General features: G+C 64.2%; 21 protein-coding genes. 5 read left to right on the forward strand and 16 right to left on the reverse strand.

Features of this window, described 5'->3' with window-relative positions:
* The first annotated feature begins 2 nt into the window (after positions 1-2).
* Positions 3-857, forward strand: a complete 855-nt coding sequence (locus FB466_RS01480; RefSeq protein ID WP_211344735.1) for an inositol monophosphatase family protein — start codon at positions 3-5, stop codon at positions 855-857.
* Here FB466_RS01480 and FB466_RS01485 read toward each other — a convergent pair.
* The 4 genes from FB466_RS01485 to gdhA all read right to left on the reverse strand — a co-directional run bounded on the left by FB466_RS01485 (position 850) and on the right by gdhA (position 5,178).
* The gene (locus FB466_RS01485) at positions 850-1,893 is read right to left on the reverse strand and encodes an LLM class flavin-dependent oxidoreductase (protein WP_141915275.1); all 1,044 of its coding nucleotides are present in this window, start codon (positions 1,891-1,893) and stop codon (positions 850-852) included. The genes FB466_RS01480 and FB466_RS01485 overlap by 8 nt on opposite strands.
* A gap of 172 nt (positions 1,894-2,065) precedes the next feature.
* Entirely contained in the window at positions 2,066-2,437 is a 372-nt protein-coding gene (locus FB466_RS01490; protein WP_141915277.1) for an FKBP-type peptidyl-prolyl cis-trans isomerase, read from the reverse strand.
* Positions 2,438-2,528: 91 nt separating this feature from the next.
* Positions 2,529-3,755: a PrsW family intramembrane metalloprotease gene (locus FB466_RS01495; protein WP_246054490.1), complete on the reverse strand. Its 1,227-nt coding sequence runs from the start codon at positions 3,753-3,755 to the stop codon at positions 2,529-2,531.
* 61 nt (positions 3,756-3,816) lie between these two features.
* Positions 3,817-5,178: an NADP-specific glutamate dehydrogenase gene (gdhA, locus tag FB466_RS01500; RefSeq protein ID WP_141915278.1), complete on the reverse strand. Its 1,362-nt coding sequence runs from the start codon at positions 5,176-5,178 to the stop codon at positions 3,817-3,819.
* 191 nt (positions 5,179-5,369) lie between these two features.
* Here gdhA and FB466_RS01505 point away from each other — a divergent pair, with 191 nt between their 5' ends.
* Positions 5,370-6,245: a fumarylacetoacetate hydrolase family protein gene (locus tag FB466_RS01505; RefSeq protein WP_141915280.1), complete on the forward strand. Its 876-nt coding sequence runs from the start codon at positions 5,370-5,372 to the stop codon at positions 6,243-6,245.
* 95 nt (positions 6,246-6,340) lie between these two features.
* Here the strand turns inward: FB466_RS01505 and FB466_RS01510 are convergent, their stop codons facing one another.
* Complete coding sequence (locus tag FB466_RS01510) at positions 6,341-7,786, reverse strand: aspartate ammonia-lyase (RefSeq protein ID WP_141916748.1); 1,446 nt, start codon at positions 7,784-7,786, stop codon at positions 6,341-6,343.
* Positions 7,787-8,140: 354 nt separating this feature from the next.
* Between FB466_RS01510 and FB466_RS01515 the strand changes: the two genes are divergently transcribed.
* The gene (locus tag FB466_RS01515) at positions 8,141-8,722 is read left to right on the forward strand and encodes a GNAT family N-acetyltransferase (protein WP_141915282.1); all 582 of its coding nucleotides are present in this window, start codon (positions 8,141-8,143) and stop codon (positions 8,720-8,722) included.
* Positions 8,723-8,732: 10 nt separating this feature from the next.
* A complete protein-coding gene (locus FB466_RS01520; RefSeq protein WP_141915284.1) occupies positions 8,733-9,701 on the forward strand; it encodes an ROK family protein in 969 nt (322 codons plus the stop codon).
* A 283-nt stretch (positions 9,702-9,984) separates the two neighbouring features.
* Here the strand turns inward: FB466_RS01520 and FB466_RS01525 are convergent, their stop codons facing one another.
* From FB466_RS01525 to FB466_RS01550, 6 genes are all read right to left on the reverse strand, one after another.
* Positions 9,985-11,247: an MFS transporter gene (locus FB466_RS01525; protein ID WP_141915285.1), complete on the reverse strand. Its 1,263-nt coding sequence runs from the start codon at positions 11,245-11,247 to the stop codon at positions 9,985-9,987.
* Complete coding sequence (locus tag FB466_RS01530) at positions 11,244-12,185, reverse strand: bifunctional riboflavin kinase/FAD synthetase (RefSeq protein ID WP_141915287.1); 942 nt, start codon at positions 12,183-12,185, stop codon at positions 11,244-11,246. The genes FB466_RS01525 and FB466_RS01530 overlap by 4 nt, the downstream gene beginning before the upstream one ends.
* A complete protein-coding gene (locus FB466_RS01535; RefSeq protein WP_342777442.1) occupies positions 12,185-12,724 on the reverse strand; it encodes a hypothetical protein in 540 nt (179 codons plus the stop codon). Before FB466_RS01535 ends, FB466_RS01530 begins: the two co-directional genes overlap by 1 nt.
* Positions 12,725-12,897: 173 nt before the next feature.
* Complete coding sequence (locus FB466_RS01540) at positions 12,898-13,266, reverse strand: hypothetical protein (protein WP_141915289.1); 369 nt, start codon at positions 13,264-13,266, stop codon at positions 12,898-12,900.
* On the reverse strand, positions 13,263-14,207 hold the full coding sequence (gene truB, locus FB466_RS01545) for a tRNA pseudouridine(55) synthase TruB (RefSeq protein ID WP_141915290.1): 945 nt from the start codon (positions 14,205-14,207) through the stop codon (positions 13,263-13,265). The genes FB466_RS01540 and truB overlap by 4 nt, the downstream gene beginning before the upstream one ends.
* Positions 14,208-14,213: 6 nt before the next feature.
* A complete protein-coding gene (locus tag FB466_RS01550) occupies positions 14,214-14,903 on the reverse strand; it encodes a nucleoside/nucleotide kinase family protein (protein WP_141915292.1) in 690 nt (229 codons plus the stop codon).
* A gap of 82 nt (positions 14,904-14,985) precedes the next feature.
* Between FB466_RS01550 and FB466_RS01555 the strand changes: the two genes are divergently transcribed.
* On the forward strand, positions 14,986-15,864 hold the full coding sequence (locus FB466_RS01555; protein ID WP_141915294.1) for an HhH-GPD family protein: 879 nt from the start codon (positions 14,986-14,988) through the stop codon (positions 15,862-15,864).
* Between the two features lie 83 nt (positions 15,865-15,947).
* On the opposite strand, the gene rbfA is transcribed toward FB466_RS01555, so the two are convergent.
* The 5 genes from rbfA to FB466_RS01580 all read right to left on the reverse strand — a co-directional run bounded on the left by rbfA (position 15,948) and on the right by FB466_RS01580 (position 22,629).
* Positions 15,948-16,397, reverse strand: a complete 450-nt coding sequence (gene rbfA / locus FB466_RS01560) for a 30S ribosome-binding factor RbfA (protein WP_141915295.1) — start codon at positions 16,395-16,397, stop codon at positions 15,948-15,950.
* Between the two features lie 95 nt (positions 16,398-16,492).
* The gene (gene infB / locus FB466_RS01565) at positions 16,493-19,321 is read right to left on the reverse strand and encodes a translation initiation factor IF-2 (protein WP_141915297.1); all 2,829 of its coding nucleotides are present in this window, start codon (positions 19,319-19,321) and stop codon (positions 16,493-16,495) included.
* 76 nt (positions 19,322-19,397) lie between these two features.
* Entirely contained in the window at positions 19,398-19,655 is a 258-nt protein-coding gene (locus FB466_RS01570; protein WP_141915299.1) for a YlxR family protein, read from the reverse strand.
* Between the two features lie 64 nt (positions 19,656-19,719).
* A complete protein-coding gene (nusA, locus tag FB466_RS01575) occupies positions 19,720-20,715 on the reverse strand; it encodes a transcription termination factor NusA (RefSeq protein WP_141915300.1) in 996 nt (331 codons plus the stop codon).
* Between the two features lie 147 nt (positions 20,716-20,862).
* Complete coding sequence (locus tag FB466_RS01580) at positions 20,863-22,629, reverse strand: proline--tRNA ligase (RefSeq protein WP_141915302.1); 1,767 nt, start codon at positions 22,627-22,629, stop codon at positions 20,863-20,865.
* Positions 22,630-22,706: the final 77 nt, after the last annotated feature.

Here is a 22,706-nt window from a genome sequence, read left to right on the forward strand (position 1 = left end):
CCGTGAACACCACCCCCGATTTCTCCGCTACCCCCGACGGGGGTTTCAGTGCAGGCCCCTTCAGCCCCGACGAACTCCTGCGGGTTGCCCACACCGCCGCGCGGGCCGGAGCCGAGCTGGCCCACCGGATGCGCCGCGAGGGCGTACACATCGCCGCGGCCAAGTCCTCGATTGTGGATGTCGTGACGGATGCCGACCGAGCCGCCGAGACCCTCATCATTGGCATTATCGTTGCCGAGCGCCCGCGCGATTCGATCCTGGGCGAGGAGGGTGGCGAGAGCGTCACGGGCGATTCGGGGATCACCTGGCTGGTTGACCCCATCGACGGCACGGTTAACTACCTCTACAACATCCCCGCATACGCCGTGAGCGTTGCGGCCGCGGTGCGCGACCCACGCGGTCCCGACGGCTGGTACCCACTCGCGGGCTGCGTCATCAACCCCTCAACGGGCGAAGTTTTCACGGCGACACGCGGCGGCGGGGCCTTCCGAAACGATCACCCCCTGCGGGTGAACCCGGCCGAGTCACTCGACCGGGCGCTCGTGGGCACGGGCTTCGGCTACACCGCCGAGAAGCGCCGCGCCCAGGGCGAGGTGGTGGCGCGGTTACTCCCCGCGGTACGGGATATCCGCCGCCTCGGCTCGGCAGCGCTCGACCTGTGCGGTGTGGCCGCAGGTACCCTCGATGCCTACTACGAGTCGGGCCTGAATCCCTGGGACTACGGTGCCGGGGTTCTCATCGCCGCGGAGGCGGGCGCGGTGGTACTCGGCCGCACGGGCGATGGTCAGCCGGGCACCGACTTCCTGCTCGCGGCAGGCTCGGCGATTGCCGAACCGCTGCGCTCAATCGTCACCTAACCGCACGCGCCCGCCCACTCAGCAATTCGAGCGTGCGCTCCCGCGCCGGCACCCGGTCAAGCGGATCCGAACGCCGGGCACCCGCACTCGGCGACACCATAACCTCGTCCACACGGTGCTGCTCGGCGAGCGCAGACAGCCGCTCCCACGCGGCGGTCGGCTCGTCCAGAACCCAGTTCTCGGCAATCCTGGCCACAAGCACACGCTCGTCCTCGGTCAAGTCGCCCTCATGCACATCATCAACGAGCGGGATCGTCCTCACCCTCTTACCCAAACGCATCCGGGCAAACTGCAGCAGTTGGGGCAAGGCTAAGCGGCGAGCCTCTCCCTCCCCCTCCGCCACGACCACGTTCGCGGTGAGAAACGTCTGAGGCACGGCAATATAGCCGGACGGTCGGAATGTTGACCGATACAGCTCCAGTGCCCGCGCCATCCCGGCACCGGCAAAATGATTGGCAAACACGTAGGGCAGGCCCAACTCACCGGCGAGGCGGGCCGAGTAGTCGGATGACCCCAATAACCAGACAACGGGCTGAGTCTCGGCGACGGGCGTGGCCCGGAGTTCGTAATCGGGGCCGCTCGACACCCGCACACTCACACCCTCGGTCGTGAGCATCGCCAGCACATCCTGCACACTCTGCGGGAAGCGATCAACACTCTGCGTGGTGCCCGATTGGGTGAGAAAAGCCGTAATCACGGGGTCGCTACCGGGCGCGCGCCCGATACCCAGGTCAATGCGCCCGGGAGCTGCGGCCTCCAGCAGAGCAAATTGCTCAGCCACGACCAGCGAGGAGTGGTTGGGCAGCATCACGCCACCTGAGCCCACCCGAATACGTTCGGTGTGTGCCGCAACAAGCGCAATCAACACGGCCGGGTTCGTGGATGCCACCGAGGGCATGTTGTGATGCTCAGCCAACCAGTAGCGCTCGAAGCCCAGCCGCTCGGCGGTCTGGGCCTGCGACAGGGTGGCGCTCACCGCCTGGCTACTCGTTTGGCCATCACGCACGGGCACCAGGTCAAGAACGGAAAGTTTCACAGATAGTCCTCCTGCTGAGTCGAACCGGAGAGGCCAGCGACCTATTCCCACCCAGCCTGCTTTTCACCTCCACCCGAAACGGGCAATGCAGGATGCCGTCGGATACGAAAACGTCCCCGCGCCCGCTACCAAACGGCGGGCCCGGGGACGTGCTGTGCAGAGCGTAGCTGGGCTAGCTCACGCCCAACAGGTCAATCACAAAGATGAGAGTCTTGCCCGCGAGGGGGTGACCACCGGCGGTACCGTAGGCCTGCGCCGGGGGAACAACCAGCTTGCGACGTCCGCCAACCTTCATACCGGGAATACCCTCCTGCCAGCCCGAGATCAGACTACGCAGCGGAAAGTTAATGGATTCACCCCGACTCCACGAGGAGTCAAACTCCTCGCCGGAGTCGAACTCGACACCGAGGTAGTGCACGTTGACAGTGGAGCCAACCGCAGCCTCCGCACCATCCCCCACGATGATGTCGGTGATCTCAAGGGTGGCCGGAGCCTCGCCATCCGGAAATTCAATTTCGGGCTTCTCGCGCGATGTATCAGTCATACCCACCATCATGCCGTAGGGCACCGACACTCGTCACGCGTTCGGAGCACTTACGCGCAGCGCGAACGGAGCGGGAGCCTCCGACTCAGCGCTACCCCGCCGCCAACTCGGCCCGCACCCCCGTCACACGCCCCAGTAGCTCCCGCTCGAGCGCCACCGACGACGCCATATCTCGACCCGTCGCAATACGCTGACGCGTATAGGCCAGCCGTGTTGAATCGCGGATGAGCTGGCCCATCAGCCTCTGCTTCTGCCCACCCCGACCGCGAGCCCACGCACGCGCCTGGCGACGACCCGGACGCGTGGCCAGCAACCAGACCTCCTCGGGGGTGAACCAGCCGACCGCCGCGTACTCCCCGAGCCGACGCTCAGTCAACATTCGCTCGCGTTGACGCACGTAAAATACGATGAAAATCGAGAGCGCAAAGAGCGGCATCTGGACCACAACATAGAGCAGGAAAAAGTCGATATAGGTGGATCCATTCCACAGCGCGTGCAGCAGAATTGCCACCGAGAGACCCGCCAAAAAGTACCCCAGAACGCGCACACCCCCACCGCGGGAAGCCGCAAAACCCACCGCAAAGCCCGTGCACGCCGTGAACATGGCGTGGGCGAACGGCGAGAGTAGACCGCGCATCACAAACGTGGTGGTCAGCGAGGCATCAGCAGCCAGGTAGGCCTCGCCGAAGTAGAGAATGTTCTCGGTGAAGGCAAAGCCAGCGGCAATCGTGATGCCGTACACCAGTCCGTCCACAACACCGTCAAACGTCTTGCGCCAGACCAACACCACAACCAGGATACCGAGACCCTTCGACATCTCCTCCACCACGGGAGCCTGAAAAACCGCGCCCACAAACTCACCCGTCTCGACGTCAAAAACCACCGAGCTCACCTGTACGATCAGGTCAACGAGAAGGGCCATCGCCACCGAGGCCCCTGCACCCCAGAGAAACGCGAAGAGCATCGCAAGCCGGGGTTCGGGCTCCCAGCGGTCAATCCAGCGCACCGCGCACAACACGATCGCGAGCGGAATGAGAGCCAAGACAGCGCAGAGAAAAGCGGCCTCTGGGCCTATCGATGCACCCATCAGGGCCAGGATGCTGAGGAAAACGAGGGCCACTAAGCCCACGACCACAACGGCCAACCAGGTTACCGCCGGAGAACTCATTGGCGCGGTTGCGGGGGCGGCCTGAAGATGAACGGGGGCCTGTACCGGCTGGTCAATGAATCGGGACTCCCCCGGCTGAACCGGGCCGGATGCACCCGCTACTGTCGGCCGATACGACGAGGGCTGCGACTGATAGTGGTTATAGGACACGAGCCACACACTACCCGTTGTGGGGGCGGCACGATAAACCGCCCCCCACAACGGAACAGGTTTAGATCACACCCAACGCAATCATCGCGTCGGCAACGCGGGTGAATCCCGTGATATTGGCACCAAGCACGTAGTCACCAGGGCGACCGTACTCATCGGCCGTCTCGGCGCAGCGGTCGTGGATGGAGCGCATAATCTTGGCGAGACGCTCCTCCGTGTACTCAAACGACCAGGAATCGCGGGACGCGTTCTGCTGCATTTCGAGCGCAGAGGTCGCCACACCACCCGCGTTTGCCGCCTTACCCGGCGCAAAGAGCACATCGGCCTGCTGGAATTCACGGGTAGCATCCGGGGTGCAGGGCATATTAGCCCCCTCCCCCACGGCAATGACACCGGACCTAATCAGCGTGCGCGCGTCATCCGCGTTGAGCTCGTTCTGGGTGGCGCAGGGCAGGGCCACATCAATTCGGGTGTCGGCGGCGACGTCCCAGACGCGGGCACCGGCACGGTACTCGCTCTGCGAACCGCGCACCGCAGCGTAATCGGAAAGCCGACCCCGCTCCACGTTCTTTACGTGCGTCAGCAATTCGATGTCAAGCCCGTCGCTGTCGTACACAACACCCGTGGAATCGCTACAGGCGACAACAGTGCCACCCAGTTGAGTAATCTTCTCCATCGCGAAGAGGGCCACATTACCGGATCCCGACACGATCACGCGTTTACCGGCGAAATCGCGCTGGGTGGAGCGCAGCATCTCATCGACGAAGAAGACGGTGCCGTAGCCGGTCGCCTCGGTACGCACGAGCGAGCCGCCCCAGCCGAGGCCCTTGCCGGTCAGCACACCCGACTCGTAGCGGTTGGTGATGCGCTTGTACTGGCCGAATAGATAGCCAATCTCGCGCTGACCCACGCCGATGTCGCCGGCGGGTACGTCGGTGTACTCGCCAATATGTCCGGCCAGCTCCGTCATGAACGACTGGCAGAAACGCATGACCTCGGCGTCTGACTTACCCTTGGGGTCGAAGTCGCTGCCGCCCTTGCCGCCGCCAATGGGCATACCGGTGAGGGAGTTCTTGAAAATCTGCTCGAACCCAAGAAACTTGATGGTACCGAGCATGACGGAGGGGTGGAACCGCAGCCCACCCTTGTACGGGCCGAGAGCGGAGTTGAACTGCACCCGGAATCCTCGATTAATCTGGGTTCGCCCGTGGTCGTCAACCCACGGCACCCGAAAAATAATCTGGCGCTCGGGCTCACAGATACGCTCCAGGATGGAATTATCGGCGTACTTCGGATGCTTTTCGACCGCCAGGGAAACGGACTCAAAGACCTCGCGCATGGCCTGGTGGAACTCGGGCTCTCCCGGGTTGCGACGTAGGTTGTTTTCAAATATGGGGCTGACCAGCGGGGATAGTTCAGACACTTCGATAGATATGCTTTCTTCCGTGATACACAAAGCACCCTGACCGGCGTGCACTTGTCACACGGGGGTGCGCCATCTCTTTTAGACATTAGTACGAGGGGACCCCAATCTCCTAGCCGACCGCGGTCGGCTAGGAGCGCTTCCGGGCCGAACGAACGAGGAACTCCCGATCATCGCTTACTCTAGAGAGCGTGAGATTTGCGCATTTGGGAGAAACATCATCGGCCACTACCCGCTTGGCGGTTGTCGTCAACGACGCCGCTGCCTTCGTGGCGGACCTCGTCGCCGACCCGCCCCGCGATCTCCAAGAGTTCATTACCCTCCCCCGCGAGCATCAAGATGACCTGCGGACGCGCATCCAAACGGCTCTGGATGCTGGTGCCCCGCTCACCCCTCTTACCGAGCTGCATTTTGGCTCAGCAGTGCAACGCCCACCCGTGATCCTGGGCGTGGGCCTCAACTACTCGGCACACGCGAGCGAGCTGAGCCTCGATAATGACTCCGAGCCCGTGCTCTTTGCGCTCTTCCCCAACTCTCTCAACGGTCACGGTCGCACCGTCGAGCTCCCCACTCAGCTGAGTGAAGAAGTTGATTACGAGGCCGAGCTCGGCGTCATCATCGGCCGTGAGGCCAAGAACGTCTCCCCCGAGGAAGCCCTTGATTACGTGTTCGGCTACACGGTTGTCAACGACATCACGGCGCGCAATCTCCAGTTTCAGGAACCGCAGTGGTGCCGGTGTAAATCGTTCGACGGGTTCACCCCGACCGGGCCCGTGGTGGTCACGGCCGATGACATCCCCAACCCACAAAACGTGCGGATTCGCACGGTTGTCAACGGGCTCACGGTGCAGGATGCCTCCACCTCCACCATGATCCGCACGGTCGCGCAACTCGTCTCCTCGCTGTCACGGTCAACGACCCTGTTACCGGGCACCCTCATCTCGACCGGCTCACCCGGTGGTGCCGGGCGCTCACGCACACCCCCGCTCTACCTCGGGGCGGGCACGGAGGTCACGGTATCTATTGACGCGATTGGCGAGTTGACCTCACACTGCGTCGCGGTGTAGCCCACACACCCCCGGGTGACGTTTCCTGACACACACCCGCGCACGGGAAGGGGCGGAACCCGATCACGAGTTCCGCCCCTTCCTCTCTGTGGTGGCTACTGGCTGGCCCGAATAATGCCGATGGATGCCGTGGCCGGGGCCACGCCCGACAACTGGTCCGGCGAGAGTAGCTTGTCCACATCCTCACGGCTGAGCAGCCCACTCTCCACCACCAGGTCGGCCACATTGGCGTTCTTGGCGAGCGCGGTGTGGGCGAGGGTCGCGGCCTCCTGGTACCCGATGTAGGGCGTGAGCGCCGTGATGACCACAACCGAGCGGGCAACCATATCGGCCAAACGGTCCTCATTGGCCGTGATGCCGTCGATACAGTTGATCCGCAGCGTGTAGCAGGCACGTTCCAGCCAGGTGATCGATTGCAACAGCGAGTGGGCAATGATCGGCTCGAACGCATTGAGCTGAAGCTGGCCAGCCTCGGCCGCCATGGTGACCGTGACATCCGACCCTGCAATCGCGTAGGCGACCTGACTGACGGCCTCCGGAATAACGGGATTGACCTTGCCCGGCATGATGCTCGACCCGGCCTGGCGCGGCGGCAGGTTAATCTCGCCGAAACCCGCCTGGGGCCCGGAGGACAGCAAGCGCAGATCGTTGCAGATTTTACTGAGCTTGATAGCGCTGCGCTTGAGCGCCCCCGAGAACGTCACAAACGCCCCCGTGTCGCTCGTGGATTCCACCAGGTCGGTGGCGGTTGACAGGTTGAGGCCCGTAATCTCGTTGAGGTGACGGACGACGGCCTCCTTATACCCGCGAGGGGCCGTAATGCCCGTGCCAATCGCGGTGGCCCCCATGTTGATCTCGGCGAGCAGGTCCTTGGCGTCGTCGAGCCGCTCAATGTCTTCACCGATGGTGGTGGCAAAGCCGTGGAACTCCTGACCGAGGGTCATCGGCACGGCATCCTGCATCTGGGTGCGGCCCACCTTGAGAATCTGTGAGAACTCCCCCGACTTAACCAGGAATGAGCCGCGGAGCAGGTCGATCTCGTCAATCAGGTTACGCAGCGAGAACGCGAGCGCAATCTTGATCGCGGTGGGGTAGGTATCGTTCGTACTCTGGCTGCGGTTGGTGTGATCGATGGGGTTGAGGTAGGCGTAGTCGCCACGGGGGTGGCCCGCGATCTCCAGCGCACGATTGGTGATGACCTCGTTGACGTTCATATTGGTGGAGGTACCGGCCCCGCCCTGCACGACGCCCACAACAAACTGGTCGTGCAGCATCCCATTTTTCACATCCTCACAGGCCCGGTCAATCAGACTGGCCTTCTCCGGGCTGAGCACACCGATCTCAGCGTTCGCCCGGGCCGCGGACTGCTTCACGCAGGCATACGCGCGCACAAACTCGGGATAGACCGAAATCGGCCGCTTCGCGATGGGAAAATTTTCGTGGGCACGGGCCGTGTGGATGCCCCAATAGGCCTCTGCCGGTATCTCCATTGAACCCAATGAGTCTTTTTCAATACGAATAGTTGACGGGGATGTGTTCATCACTGTGTAGGCGCTCCGCTTGTCTCAACATTGAGGGTTTTATGAGGTTTTTCCTCACGCACTGAGCCTACCCTGCAAGCCGCGCCCGGTGTCGGTGAGAGCCCTGAGAAAAAGAGGTCTGCGGCGCGTTGCCGACCGTTGTCTGGATGCGCCCCTACCGTCTCGACGCCCCCATCAGCACACCCCGGCTGCGCCTGCACACGATCGAGCCCACCGAGGCAGAGAGTTAACACGAGCACCGGGTTTGCCCACATGGAGATCTTTAGCCTGCTACGGAGCGAATGGGAGGCTCCGCTCCCGTAACCACACGCTCCGCCTGCCTTCGGCGCGCCAGTAAAAATCTATACTGGCGTAATGCATACCTTCACGCTCGACGCCCCGATCGACACCGCACGACTCCGGCTCCGCTCGCTGGAGGCAACAGATGCCGAACAGGTGCACGCCTACCAATCCGACCCCGACGTCACCACGTTCATGCCGTACGGGCCACGGAGTCTGGCTGAAGTCGTCGAGAAGATCGGGGCACACTCACCGCGCATCCGGCTCGCGGAGGACAAGGACTACCTGATGCTCGCAGTGGAGCGGCGGGACACGGGCAGGGTGATCGGCGAGCTCTATTTTTCTCTCCTCTCGGTCGAGAACAACGGTGCCGAGATTGGCTGGGCCCTGAACCCCGATAGCCAGGGAGCTGGCTATGTGACCGAGGCGGCCGGAGCCGTGCTCGACCTGGCGTTTGGTGAGCTGGGTCTCCACCGAGTGGAGGCGCACGTTGACCCGCGTAACGATGCCTCGGCAGCCGTGTGCGGTCGGCTCGGGATGCGCCACGAGGGCACGCTGATCGAAAACGCGCTGCTACTCGGCGAGTACTGCGATACCGCAATATTTGCGCTGCTCGACCGTGATTGGGCTACGACCCGGAGCGGCGAACCGTCATAAACTCATCACTATGACTCAACCGTGGACGCTTGCTGTTGACCTCGGTGGCACCAAGGTTGATGCCGCCCTCGTCCGCAACGGCGCAGTGAATTCCCGCTCCCGTAGCCGCCAGCCCACCGGAGCATCCGCCACGAGTGACCAACTGGCCGCATCCGTGGTTGCGGCCGTGACGGCAGCCCTGGCTGAGCTGCCGGTGGGCGACACGCTCGACTCGGTGGGTGTTGCGACGGCCGGGCCCATCACCATCGCGACGGGCAGCACAAGCCCCGTGAACCTACCCGCCTGGCGTGACTTTGGGGTGCGTAGCCTTGTCGCTCGTGCGGTGCACGAGGTTCACCCCGGGGTGCCCGTGCACTTTGGCCTCGACGGGACGGCCATCACGGTGGCTGAACACCGATACGGGGCTGGGGCGGGTATCCCGAACTTGATGTGCATCGTGGTCTCGACCGGGATCGGCGGCGGGATCCTCGTAGACGGGCAGCTGCTGCACGGTTCCACGGGAAACGCCGGGCACCTGGGTCAGACGTACGTCTCCGGGTTTGAGTTGCCGGGCAGGCCCAGCACGGCCGTCACATTCGGGCCGCGCGCAGTAACCGTCGAGGAGGTCGCCGCCGGACCGGGTAGCCTCGCGTGGGCACGGCAGCAGGGCTGGATGGGCGACGACGGGCTCGCCCTCGCCGCCGACTACGCCGCGGGGAATGCCGTGGCCATCGCAGCGGTGCGCCGCTCCGCCGCCGCCGTGGGCCAGGCCATCGCCGGAGCAGCCGCCCTACTCAACCTCGATGCGGTGCTGGTCGGCGGCGGCTTCTCGCGGGTGACCCCCCAGTACACGCGGCTGGTACAGGAGACGGTGGATGCACATCCGCTACCCTTCGTCCGGGCGACCCGCGTGCTACCGAGCGTCCTCGGCGATGATGGTCCCTTGCTGGGGGCCGCCGCGCTGCGGCACTACTCGGGGGCCGCCGCGCATCAACTCTGAGCGCGGGGGGTCGGGCAGAAGGCTCCACCTCACCACACTTCGTTATTGTCATGTAGTTACCACCGTGCCAAAATCTATGCTCCCCGTACGGATTTTCTCGAACACTTCAGCACACTAGCTCGCGCTCCCCTCCCCACGCCTGACCGATCAGGGTCAATGACCAGCACCGTGGTGACCAGCACCGTGGCGCCGTGGATGTTGATAGTGCGGCTCATCCCTCCAGCCGAGGCCTGGCTTCCGCCCGCCGTTGAACTCAGCCGAGGCGGGACAGGAGAGGGCAGGACTACGGGGCGCTGTGGGGGCGGGAAGCCCAGTCTTCCTCAACAGTTTGGGGCGTGCGCAGCACGCGCGCCGCCCAGATCCCACCGAGGAAGAAGACACAGAGGACGGCGTAGCCCGCACCCCAGCCGCCCGTAAGGTCGTGCAGGAGGCCAACGCCCAGCGGGCCGATGGCCGCGACCGTATACCCGACCGACTGTGCAAACCCGCTGAGCGTGACCGCAGTGCGGTGACTGCGCGTGCGACGGTTAATCATCAGCAGGGCGATGGGGAAGAGCGTCGGCCCGAGGCCGGCAATCACCACCCACAACCAGGTGAGGGTCCCGGGCATCACCCAGAGACCCGCGTATCCGACCAGCCCGCAGGCAATCGCAAAGTAGATCAGCTTACTGACCGAGCCGAGGCGGGAGGCCAGGGCCGGGACGAGCAGGGCGGCAGGCAACCCCATAAACGCGTAGAGGCCCATCAGGCTGCCCGCCTCGGCAGCCGACACCCCCGCACTGTCCTGCAAGATAACAGGCAACCAGGAGAACATCGAGTACGCGTTCATACTTGACAGCGTGAACACCACCGTGACCGCCCAGGCGACGCGCGAGGTCCACACACGACCAGCCGGTCGGTCCGTAGCCGCCACACCCGGTTCAGGTTCACCGGCCATCGGCGACCCCAGCCGGATGCCCTGGCTGCGTTGCTGGAATGCCACAACCAGCCACGGGATGATGACCACGGCCGCAAGAGAGCACCAGATCCCCATCGACACGCGCCACCCCGCAGCGCTCGCGATGGGCACAGCGAGGAAGGCCGGCACAAACGTGCCCACCGAGATCAGAGTGACGTACACGGTGGTCATCACGGCGATGCGCTGCGGGAAGTGGCGCTTGATCAGCGGCGGCAGGAGCACATTACCCATCCCCATACCGCCCATGGCACAGGCGCTGCCGATAATCAGCCACGTGGTGTCGGGAGTTACGGCGCGCATGAGCAGGCCGGTTACCTGGATGCTGAGCGCAATGATTGTGGCGACCTCTAGCGAGGTGCGCCGCACGAGCATGGGCGTCAAGACGCCACACACCGCAAAGAGGATGGGGGGCATCATCCCGATGACGGCCTTCACCGCAGAATTGAGCGGAATATCCTCATTGATGAAGACGAAAACGGGTGACATCGAGGCGACGGCGCTCCGCAGGTTGACCGACATGAGCAGGATGGCAACCAAGACGAAAAATTTGCCGAATCGAGACGTCACCGGCAACGGGGAGGGTGTCACCGGCGGCCAACTCCCAGTAGGCGTCGGGTCTGGGCCACATCATCTGTCATCTGGGCAATGAGGGCCTCACGCGAGTCAAACGCGACCATGCCGCGCAGGCGATCAACAAACTCGACCTCCACCACGCGGTCGTACAGGTCAATTGCACGGTCAATCACGTAGACCTCCACCTGGCGGACCACGACATCGTCAAACGTGGGGTTGGTACCCACCGAAATCGCGGCGGGGAAACGCTCGCCCTCGGTCATCAGCCACCCGGCGTAGACACCATCATCCGGCACCAGGCCCTCGGCATCCGGGCCCAGATTGGCCGTGGGAAACCCCAGCTCACGGCCGCGTTGAGCACCGTGCACCACTGGGCCACGCACACGGTGCGCCCGGCCCAGCAGAGTCGCAGCGCGAGCCACCTCACCCCGGCCCAGCGACTCACGGATGAGCGTGGCCGAGACCTTCTGATCGGTCGCCGCGACGACATCCTCAACCACCTCGACGGTGAAGCCCAGACGCTCGCCCAGATCGGTAAGCACGCCGACAGTGCCCGCCCCGTGACGACCGAAGCGGAAATCGGCCCCCACGAGCACGTGACTCACGTGCAGGCGGTCACACAGTATCCGGCCGACAAACTCCTCGGGACTCTGTGCGGCAAGTTCGGCGTCGAAGGGCACCATCACAGTTGTATCAATGTCCTGCTCCGCAATGAGGTCGAGCTTCTGCTGCGGACTCAGCAGGGGCAGCGGACAGACCTCGGGTTTGACGATACTGAGCGGGTTATTGGAAAAGGTGAAGACAACGGCGTCGAGGCTGCGCTCCCGGGCAATCGTGCGAAGGTGACGCAGGATACGCCGGTGGCCCAGATGCACAGCATCAAATTTTCCCACGGCAACAACCGAGCGGGGAAGGCTGGCAGGGACCTCCGCCAAGCTGGTAAAAACGCGCACTACTTCTCCGCCTCCGAAGACCCCGCGGCCTCAGATCTAATCGGCTCAGATCTAATCGGCTCAGATCCAATCGGCTCAGATCTAACACGCGTCGGATCGCTGCGCCACAGCCACACGAGACCAGCGATGGGCAGCAGGAGGGGGATGAAGCCGTAACCGCGGCCATACACCGACCACACCGTATCGTGCGGGAAGAGATCACCCAGGGTGATACTGAGAGTGCCAACGACGAGCACACCGAGCAGTTCAAAGAGGATGGCCGCCCCGGCCACGCGACGCCACCACGGCCCCTGCCGAATCAGCGCAATCGTGGCCACAATGTACACCGCGCCGGCGAGCCCCGACAGCAGGTACGCGACGGGAGCCTCATTAAAGCGAGAAAGTATCTGGTAGAGCGAGCGAACCGTTGCGGCCAGTGCGAGGATGCCGTAAATGGCGACCAGGAGGCGACCGAGACCCGACATCCGGGAGTCCCTCTCTCGGGTCGGCGACGACCCGTCGGCGGGGCCAACCTCTGAACCGCGAGTAAGTGGAGACATAACTCCGCAAGTTTACCCGTAAACCATCTGGCCGAGTGCCGAGCCGAGGGAATGCCCACAGCCCACCCATCCCCGGGTGACTTTTCCTCACAGTACGACGAAAGTTATCGCGACTCGTGAGGAAAAGTCACCCGGGGAGGGCAGGGCTCGGAGGGGCAGAAGGGCGGCCCCGGCTAGAGACCAGAACCGGTCCAGATCTGGTCCATCCGAAACACCATGATGGCGACAGCCCACGCCACGACGGCGAGGATGAGCGTGCTCCACCGAGTCCGGTCGCTCAGCGCCCACACCACCGCGAGCACTGGCAGCAGCAGTGCCGTAATCAGGTACAGGGCAAACTCCAGGCCATCGCCGCTGGGCGAGTTTCCCACAAAAGGGGCCACAATCGCGGTGACCGCCTGCACCACGAGGAGCAACTCGACGAGCGCTATGGCACCCAGGGTGTAGTCGTTGGGTGCACGCTGAGCGCAGAAAAACGCGACACAGAGCACCCCGGCGGCGAGCCCCACCACGACCTGAGCCCAGGTCAGCCACTCGATCACGAGGTCACCACCGGAAAGTTCACGATCACCCTCGTCCCGCCCTTCTTCACCGAGATCAACCCCACCAGACGTCCCTCGGATGCCACGGCCGCCACAATAGGCGCATCCGCCACCCCGTCCAGCTCCAGCCGCTTGCCCTGGCCGAGGCTGATGGTCTGCGCATCCGTCAGGTTCACACGGGGAAACAGCGTGGTCGCCACCTCCGTTGGCGCGAGCGCCCGCTCGGCGTAACGCTCATCCTCCAGCGTTACGGCATCGGCCACGTGAAACGGCCCCACGCGCGTGCGGCGCAGGGCAGTCAGATGTCCACCAACGCCCAGGTCCGCCCCGAGATCGCGGGCGAGCGCACGAATGTACGTGCCTGAGGAGCACACCACCCGCACGTCCAGGTCGATTGCCTCGCCGCCCGCCACAGCATTTTCGACACCGACATCAGCCCGCGCCGACCGCCGGTCCAGCACCACAAACTCGCTCACGGTCACGGGCCGACTCGTCAACTCCACATCCTCCCCCGAGCGCACCCGGTCGTAGGCGCGTCGGCCATCCACCTTGATGGCGCTCACCGAACTGGGTCGTTGCAAGATCTTCCCCGTGAGGGCGATGACTCCCGCGGCAATCGCCTCGGCGGTCACGGCGGAGAGTGCGCCCGGGGCGGCGGAGGTCAGCACCTCCCCCTCGCGGTCATCCGTCACGGTTGATTGGCCCAGCCGGATGGTCGCCAGATATTCCTTATCGGCCCCCACCAGGTAGGTGAGCAAGCGCGTAGAACTGCCCACGCCGAGCAGCAGCAGCCCGGTGGCCATGGGGTCGAGTGTACCGGCGTGGCCCACCTTACGGGTGCCCAGCAGGCGGCGGCTGCGAGCCACCACATCGTGACTGGTCATTCCTGCCGGCTTATCCACGAGAAGGATGCCGCTGGGGTCGGTGACGGGCTGGGTCATGGCTCCCTAACAGAAGTCGGACAGGACACGGCGCGGATGCGCAGGGTCGGAAATATCAATAGCAGACTGCGCCGTCTGCCCGGGCAGCACCCGTTCGCGGTAGAGGGTGTTCGCTTCGGCGTTACGCCGCACCCCGGCCGAGACCTCGGGCACCGCCACGGGTGCGTAGCTCACGGGAGCCAGCGAGATAGCCTCGGCCGCATCGGAGTTCTGCGGCGCGTCGAGCCACACCGAACCGTGCCACAGACCACGCAGGGAAGGCAGCAACAACACGGAGCCATCCACGATCAGGATGGCGTCCTCCGGCGCCGTCACCCAGCGCGCCTCATACGGCTGGTTGCGGGCCAGGTCGAAGCCAGCCAGCTGGAAACCCGTGCTGCCGCCCAGGCGGAACGGCTCGACCAGCACGCGGCGCAGCAGGGACTCATCAAACGAGAAGTCGAGGTACCCCTCAGCCGAGTAGCGACCGCGCAGGTGCCGACGCTGTGCGGGGGCGTGAAAGTCGTCGAGGTGTGCCCGAAACACCGTGTGGCCGCGGTAGCGCAGCAGCGTGGCGAGGTCGTCGGCAAACTCGCCAACGGGAACGCCAGGGCCCCCATCCACAGCCATCGTGATGCGCCCGTGCGGGTAGAGCGTTACCAGGCCGTCAGCCAGCTCAGTGAGCACCTCGGTTTTTTCTGCAGACCATCCAAACACCCGACCAGTCTACGGCCACCGCGGACCGGGACACGGCCGGACCAAGACACAGACATCGCGGGGCACCGCCTACCCTAGTGAGATGGACCTCTGGCAGCGCGTCAACGAGTGGTACGCGCAGAATGCGCGGCCGCTGCCCTGGCGAGAACCCGGTTTCAGCGCCTGGGGCACCCTCGTGAGCGAATTTATGCTGCAACAGACCCCCGTCACGCGCGTCATTCCGCGGCTTGCGGAGTGGCTGGAGCGTTGGCCCACGCCCGCGCACCTCGCGGCCGACCCGGCGAGCGAGGCGGTACGCGCCTGGCACAGTCTCGGCTACCCGCGCCGCGCGCTGTGGCTACACCGCGCCGCGACCACCATCACCGAGAAGCACGGCGGGGTGGTGCCGCGAGAGGTGGAGGCGCTACTCGCCCTCACCGGGGTCGGCGACTACACCGCACGGGCAGTCGCGGTGTTCGCGTACGGGGAGCGGCATCCGGTGGTTGACACCAACACGCGCCGTGTCATCGCTCGAGCCGTGCGGGGCCAGGGCGAGGCCGGGCCGCCCCAGGCCGCCGCCGACCTCAGGGCAATGAGCGAGCTGATGCCCACGGAAACGCTCGCCGCGGCCACCTTCAACGCCGGAATCATGGAATTGGGAGCGATCGTGTGTACCGCCCGCAGTCCGCGCTGCGGTGACTGCCCGCTCGCCGAGATCTGCGCCTGGCGCGGATCCAACTACCCCGAGTATCTGGGGCCCAAAAAGGCCGTGCAGAAGAAGTATGAGGGCTCCGACCGTCAGGTGCGCGGCCTGATCCTGGCTGCGGCGCGGGAAGCCACCGGCCCGGTAACGGATGCCGAGATCACCCCGCTCTGGCCGGACAGCACCCAGCGGGATCGTGCCCTCAGCAGCCTCGTGCGCGACGGCCTCCTGGTGGTCAGCACGGAGCCCACACCGGGCTACATCCTGAACCACGAATAGCCGCGAGCAGACGGCCAGAACGAACGAGCGATGACGGCCAGCCGGGCTGGCGAACCGTTCTCACTCGTCCGCACCCGGACAATCTATACGCCCGGCTCGTCGTCTTCTACCAGCTCGCGTGGCTTCACATACGGATCTTCGTCACCCGCATACTCGGCCGTGGCAGCCAGCGCCGCGGCCTCACGGTCTCGCTGGTGCGCGGCCCGCAGTAACTCGTTGATGTGGTCGGCGTTCTCCGGGATGCCGTCCAGAATAAACTCCAGGGTCGGCGTAAGCCGTGTGGTCATGTTGCGGCCCACCTCGGTGCGCAGCATCCCGGTGGCGGCGGCGAGGGCGGTCGCACTGTCGGTGCGCTCCTCCTCCGTGCCGTACACGGTGTAGAAGACGCTCGCGTGCTGAAGATCGCCCGTGACGCGGACATCCGTGATCGTCACAAAACCGAGACGGGGGTCGCGTAGACCCTTCTCTAGACGCTTGGCGATGATCTGCTGGATGCGCTCGGCCATCCGACTGGCCCGTGGATTCTCTGCCATGTTCTCTTGTCCTTTCGCTTCCGCACGCCTCCGGCGGTGCCGGAGACGGGTGTGGGCCCGCACCCTCTCGGATTCGGGCCCACACCGCCGGGGTACTAGACCCTCAGCTTCTCAATCATTTCGGTGGTTTCGATCTCGTCACCCTCCTGGATGTCGTTGAACTTGCCCAGTCCGATACCACACTCGAAGTCCGTGCGGACCTCGGTGACATCGTCCTTGAACCGGCGCAGCGACTCGATGGCCAGACCGTCGGCGACCACGATACCCTCGCGGATAACGCGCGCCTTGGCATTGCGCGTGATCGTTCCCGAACGCACAATACAGCCGGCGATGTTGCCAAACTTGGAGGAACGGAACACCTCGCGGATCTCTGCAACGCCAGACTTGACCTCTTCGTACTCGGGCTTGAGCAGCCCCTTGAGCGAGTTCTCGATGTCTTCGAGGGCGTTATAGATGACCGAGTAGAAACGCACGTCGACACCCTCACGAGCGGCACGCTCGCGCGCCTTCGTGTCGGGGCGAACGTTGAATCCGAGGATAATCGCGTTGTCGATGGTCGCCAGGTTGACGTCCGACTCGGTGATGGCACCCACACCACGGTGGATGATGCGCAGCTGCACGGAATCGTCAATATCAATCTTGAGCAGCGACTCTTCGAGGGCCTCAACGGCACCCGACACGTCTCCCTTGATGATGAGGTTGAGCGACTCGACCTTGCCCTCTTCGAGAGCACGGGTGAAGTCTTCCAGGCTAATGCGCTTGCGAGCCTTGGCCAGCAGGGCGTTACGCTCGGCAGCTTCACGCTTCTCGGCGATCTGACGCGCGGTACGGTCCTCCGATGTGACGATGAAGGTGTCACCGGCGCGGGGCACCGTTGACAGACCCTGCACCTGCACCGGACGGGAGGGGCCCGCCTCGGCAACAGTCTCACCGTGCTCGTTGAGCATGGCGCGAACGCGTCCATAGGCGGTTCCCGCCACAATGGCGTCTCCAACCCGCAGCGTTCCCGACTGGATGAGCACGGTTGCCACGGCACCGCGACCCTTGTCGAGGTTGGCCTCAATGGCGACACCACGAGCATCCTTGTTGGGGTTAGCCCGCAGGTCAAGGCCGGCATCCGCGGTGAGCAGAACGGCATCAAGTAACTGCGTGATACCGATGTTTTCGCGGGCAGACACGTCCACGAAGATGACGTCTCCGCCGTACTCTTCAGCCACCAGGTTGTACTCGGTGAGCTGCTGACGCACCTTGGCCGGGTTGGCCTCGGGCTTGTCAATCTTGTTTACCGCAACCACGATCGGGACACCGGCGGCCTGGGCGTGATTCAGCGCCTCAACCGTCTGCGGCATGATGCCGTCGTCGGCCGCAACAACCAGAATCGCAATATCCGTCACCTGAGCACCACGGGCACGCATGGCGGTAAACGCCTCGTGACCGGGGGTATCAATGAAGGTGATCGGGCGGTGCATACCGTCATGCGTCGCGGTGACCTGGTAGGCCCCGATGTGCTGCGTAATACCACCAGCCTCACCCCCACCCACGTCGGCGTTGCGGATGGCGTCAAGCAGTCGGGTCTTACCGTGGTCAACGTGACCCATGACCGTCACAACCGGGGGACGGGCCACGAGCACGTCGTCGCCCTCGTCTTCTAGCTCGGCATCAAGGTCGATATCGAAACCCTCAAGCAGCTCGCGATCCTCATCCTCCGGGGAGACCATCTGGATCTTAAAGCCCAGCTCCTCACCCAGAATCTGGAAGGTAGCCTCGTCGAGCGACTCGGTTGCCGTTGCCATCTCACCGAGGTGGAAGAGCACGGTCACCAGGTTTCCGGGACTGGCGTCAATCTTGTCCGCAAAGTCGGCAATGGATGCACCGCGACGCAGTCGGATGATCGTGTCGCCACCACCGCGGGGTACGCTCACCCCACCCAGCGACGGGGCTTCGCGCAGCTCAAACTCTTGACGCTTCGCCCTCTTCGACTTACGCGACTTGCTCTTGCCGCCGCCGCGGCCGAAAGCACCGGCCGTTCCGCCACCGGGGCCGCGACCACGGCCGCCACCACCCGTGGGACGTCCGGCGAAACCGCCGGGACGTGCGGGACCACCCGCGGTCGTCGCGGGTGCACCGCCACCGGGGCGCTGGAAGCCACCCGGGCGGTTCGCTCCACCGGGACGGGGGGCACCGGGGCGACCCGGAGCTCCCGTGCCCGCTCCACCCTGCGGGCGAGCCGCGGGGCGCGGGATGTTACCGGGGCTGGGCTTGCGACCCATACCCTGCGCCGAAGCAAAGGGGTTGTTTCCGGGACGCGGTCCGCCCGGGCGGCTCTGGCCCATACCCTGCGCCGAAGCGAAGGGGTTGTTTCCGGGACGCGGCGCACCGGGACGTGCCTGGGGGCGGGGAATAACGGATGCCGGGGTCGGGCCGGAGGGCTTCTTCCCGTCTGCACCGTCGGCGGGTGCCGCGGAGGCAGCCTCGGCCACGGGGGCAGCTACCGGTGTGGCCGCCTCGGCTACCGGGGCAGCTTCAGCCGCAGCGGCAGACGTCTGTGCGGGGGCCTTCGCCGCCGGAGCGGGAGTCGGCGCGGGTGCCGGAATCGGTCCCGGTGTGGGAGCCCCCGGCTTTTTAGCACCGGGCTTGGCTGTGGGCTTATGTGCCGGGGCAGCGGGTGTTGCCGATCCCGCCGGTGCCGAACCGGACGGCTCAGAACCAGAAGGCTCAGAACCAGATGATGCCGAACCAGGCGATTCAGACGTTGGTTCCGCGCCGTCAGCGGTGAGGGATGCCCTCAGCTTGCGGGCGACGGGTGGGGCGATACTCGACGACGGCCCCTTCACGAACTCGCCCATTTCTTTGAGCTTGGCGAGTGCGACCTTGCTATCGACGCCCATTTCGGCGGCGACTTCATGTACGCGTGGGTTTGCCACAAATTCTCCTGTCTGGGTCTTCGCCCGGACAGGCGCAGACCGTTAATTACGGACGGTTCTCATTTCGAGCCGCTCATTAGTTTTCCATTAGCCGTTTCAGCCTGTTCTCTAGTGGTTGTGTGTCGAGTGGCCCCGACACGCGAAACGCTCGGGCAAAAGCCCGACGCTGTACCGCCGTGTCAAAACACGCACGAGAGGGGTGTAGCCACGCGCCGCGCCCGGGCAGAACCGCCTTCTCATCAACAGCTACCTGGCTGTTTCGAGAAACGATTCGCAAGAGGACACTTTTTTCAACACGCGAACGGCACCCAATGCACGTTCTTACCGGATCCATCCTACCATTCTCCCACCATCCGCGCGGTCCGGCATCCCGAGACCACGCGACGGCCGGTTGTGTGTTAGGCGTCCATCACCGAATCGGGCTGAATATCGATCTTGGCCCCCGTAAGCTTCGCCGCCAAACGGGCGTTCTGCCCTTCTTTGCCAATCGCGAGCGAGAGTTGAAAATCGGGAACGAGAGCGCGCACCTGTTTATTAGCCATGTCGATGACAAACGCGCTCGTCACCTTGGCAGGTGACAGGGCATTGGCGACAAACGTGGGTAGATCGGCCGAGTAATCGACGATGTCGATCTTCTCGCCGTTGAGCTCGGCAGTCACGGCACGCACGCGCTGTCCCAACTCACCGATACAGGCACCCTTCGCGTTGATGCTGGGATCGGTAGCCTTGACGGCCAGCTTGGTGCGGTGTCCCGCCTCGCGGGCGAGCGAGACAATCTCAACGACACCGCTGGAAATCTCGGGAACCTCCAGGGCAAAGAGCTTGCGTACCAGGCCAGGGTGGGTGCGGGACACCATCACCTGGGGGCCTTTTGTCCCCTTGGAAACGCTCGTCACGTAGACTCGGATGCGTGACCCGTGCGAGTATTCCTCACCGGCCACCTGCTCCTCAGGGGGCAGGATAGCCTCCACCGTGCCCAGATCGACGTGTACCATGCGGGGATTCGGACCCTGCTGGATCACCCCCGCAACGATGTCGCCCTCTTTGTTGCGGAACTCGCCGAGCACCGCATCGTCCTGGATATCCCGCAGACGCTGGTTAATAACCTGCTTTGCGGCGAAAGCGGCGATGCGCCCAAACTCGTCGGTGGACTCCTCCACCTCGCCCACAACGTTGCCGTCTTCGTCCCGTTCGGGGACCAGCACGGCCAGGTGGCCCGTTTTCTGATCAAGCACCACCCGAGCCGAGGTCACCGCCTCGGCTCGCACCTCTGCCTCGTTGACGTGCTTGAGGTAAGCCGTTTGGATCGCCTGTTCGATGATCTGGACCAGTTCCGCAAAGGGAATTTCCTTCTCGCGTTCCATCATTCGCAAGACGGTGAGATCGATTTCCACAGTCGGCCTCCTCTATTCAATTCAGTATTTTGTGCGCGTAAGCGCGCATGTCTTCATCTACGGTACCCGATATCTCGGGGTCGAAACACCAGGGACGGCACCGGCCCCCGCTGAGCGGCCGACACCATCCGTTGGTAGCGTCTGCGCTTAGACGGTGAGTGCCGCCGAAAGATCGCCCAGGGCAACTCTGGTTCGCTCACCGCTACGACGATCCCACAACTCGACAAAGCCCTCGCTCGCATCGCGACCCACGATCACGATTGTCGGGACGCCGATCAGCTCAGCATCGCCAAACTTTACACCGGGCGAAACCTTGGCGCGGTCATCAAAAAGAACCTCAAACCCGTTCTCGTCTAGATCGGCGACAACCGTCTCGGCAACCGATATGACGGCCGGATCCTTGCCCGTCGCCACGACGTGAATATCGAACGGAGCGACCGTCTTCGGCCAGATCAGGCCGCGGGCATCGTTATTGAGCTCCGCAATGATTGCGAGGATGCGCGTAATGCCGATGCCATACGAGCCCATCGTCACCGTCACCAGTTTGCCGTTCTCGTCGAGCACGCGGAGGCCCAGGGCATCCGCATATTTACGACCCAGCTGGAAGACGTGACCAATCTCCATCCCGCGGGCCAGCTCAACCGGGCCGGAGCCGTCGGGGGCGGGGTCGCCGGGCTGGACATCTGCCACCTCAACGGTGCCATCGGCCACGAAGTCACGTCCGGCAACAAGACCAAACACGTGGTGACCGGGGGTATTCGCCCCCGTAATCCACACGGTACCGTCGGCTACGCGCGGGTCAAGCACATAGCGGATGCCCGTGGCCGACTCTTCACCCAGCACGGCCCCCTCGGACGACCAGGGGCCAATATACCCCTTCACCAACGCAGGGTACTTGACAAAGTCCTCGTCGGTGGCCGCGACCACCTCGGCCGGTTGGAAAGCCACCTCGGCGCGCTTGGGGTCAACCTCGCGGTCTCCGGGCACGCCAACCACCACAATCTCGCGCGTACCATCGGGGTGAAGCAGGGCCAAAACCACGTTCTTCAACGTGTCCGCCGCGGTCCACTCGCGACCGTCGGTGCGCATATGCACCTCATTGGCCCGATTAACCAGAGTCTGGATCGTGGGGGTGTCCGGCGTCGCCAAGACCTCGGCGGGGGCGAGCCCCTCGTAGGAACGCGCCGCAGGGGCGGCTGTCGTGAACGCCTCTACGTTAGCCGCGTACCCGCCGCTTGAGCGCACGAAGGTGTCCTCGCCAACCGGGGTCGGGTGCAGAAACTCCTCGCTCTTGGAGCCGCCCATCGCGCCAGCATCCGCCTGCACAATCACGTATTCGAGGCCAAGCCGGGTAAAGATGCGCTCGTAGGCGTCACGCTGCGCCTGATAGCTGGCATCAAGCCCGGCATCGGTGTAGTCGAACGAGTATGCATCCTTCATCGTGAATTCGCGACCGCGCAGCAGACCGGCACGGGGACGAGCCTCATCACGATACTTATCCTGGATCTGGAAAATCGACAGGGGCAGGTCTTTGTACGAGTTGTACAGATCTTTCACCAGCAGAGTGAAGACCTCCTCGTGGGTGGGGGCCAACAGCATGTCGGCACCCTTACGGTCCTTCAACCGAAAGAGTCCCTCACCATACTCATCCCAGCGGCCCGTAACCTCATAGGGTTCACGGGGTAACAAGGCCGGAAAGTGCACCTCGTGGGCCCCTGCGGAGGCCATCTCTTCCCGCACGATACGCTCAATTCGCTCCTTGACCCGCAGGCCAATCGGCAACCAGGCAAAAACGCCGGGGGCCTGACGGCGGATGTAGCCGGCTCGCACCAAAAGCTTGTGACCGATCACCTCCGCATCGGAGGGATCTTCACGAAGGGTACGGAGGAAATAGTTACTGAGGCGTGTTGGCACCCCACCATGCTACCGGCTGGAGAGGGGAACGGAGGATGCTCGCCACACGCGGCGGCGAGCATCCCGATTCCTACGAG

Origin of the sequence: Klugiella xanthotipulae (assembly GCF_006716695.1) — a bacterium.
Taxonomy (GTDB): domain Bacteria; phylum Actinomycetota; class Actinomycetes; order Actinomycetales; family Microbacteriaceae; genus Klugiella; species Klugiella xanthotipulae.

Bases quoted from the DNA above. Each gene is read 5' to 3' on its own strand.
- FB466_RS01520 (WP_141915284.1), top strand. From the start codon at position 8,733: ATGACTCAACCGTGGACGCTTGCTGTTGACCTCGGTGGCACCAAGGTT.
- FB466_RS01535 (WP_342777442.1), bottom strand. From the start codon at position 12,724: ATGTCTCCACTTACTCGCGGTTCAGAGGTTGGCCCCGCCGACGGGTCG.
- FB466_RS01555 (WP_141915294.1), top strand. From the start codon at position 14,986: ATGGACCTCTGGCAGCGCGTCAACGAGTGGTACGCGCAGAATGCGCGG.
- truB (WP_141915290.1), bottom strand. From the start codon at position 14,207: ATGACCCAGCCCGTCACCGACCCCAGCGGCATCCTTCTCGTGGATAAG.
- FB466_RS01510 (WP_141916748.1), bottom strand. From the start codon at position 7,786: ATGAACACATCCCCGTCAACTATTCGTATTGAAAAAGACTCATTGGGT.
- rbfA (WP_141915295.1), bottom strand. From the start codon at position 16,397: ATGGCAGAGAATCCACGGGCCAGTCGGATGGCCGAGCGCATCCAGCAG.
- FB466_RS01570 (WP_141915299.1), bottom strand. From the start codon at position 19,655: ATGGATCCGGTAAGAACGTGCATTGGGTGCCGTTCGCGTGTTGAAAAA.
- FB466_RS01490 (WP_141915277.1), bottom strand. From the start codon at position 2,437: ATGACTGATACATCGCGCGAGAAGCCCGAAATTGAATTTCCGGATGGC.
- FB466_RS01515 (WP_141915282.1), top strand. From the start codon at position 8,141: ATGCATACCTTCACGCTCGACGCCCCGATCGACACCGCACGACTCCGG.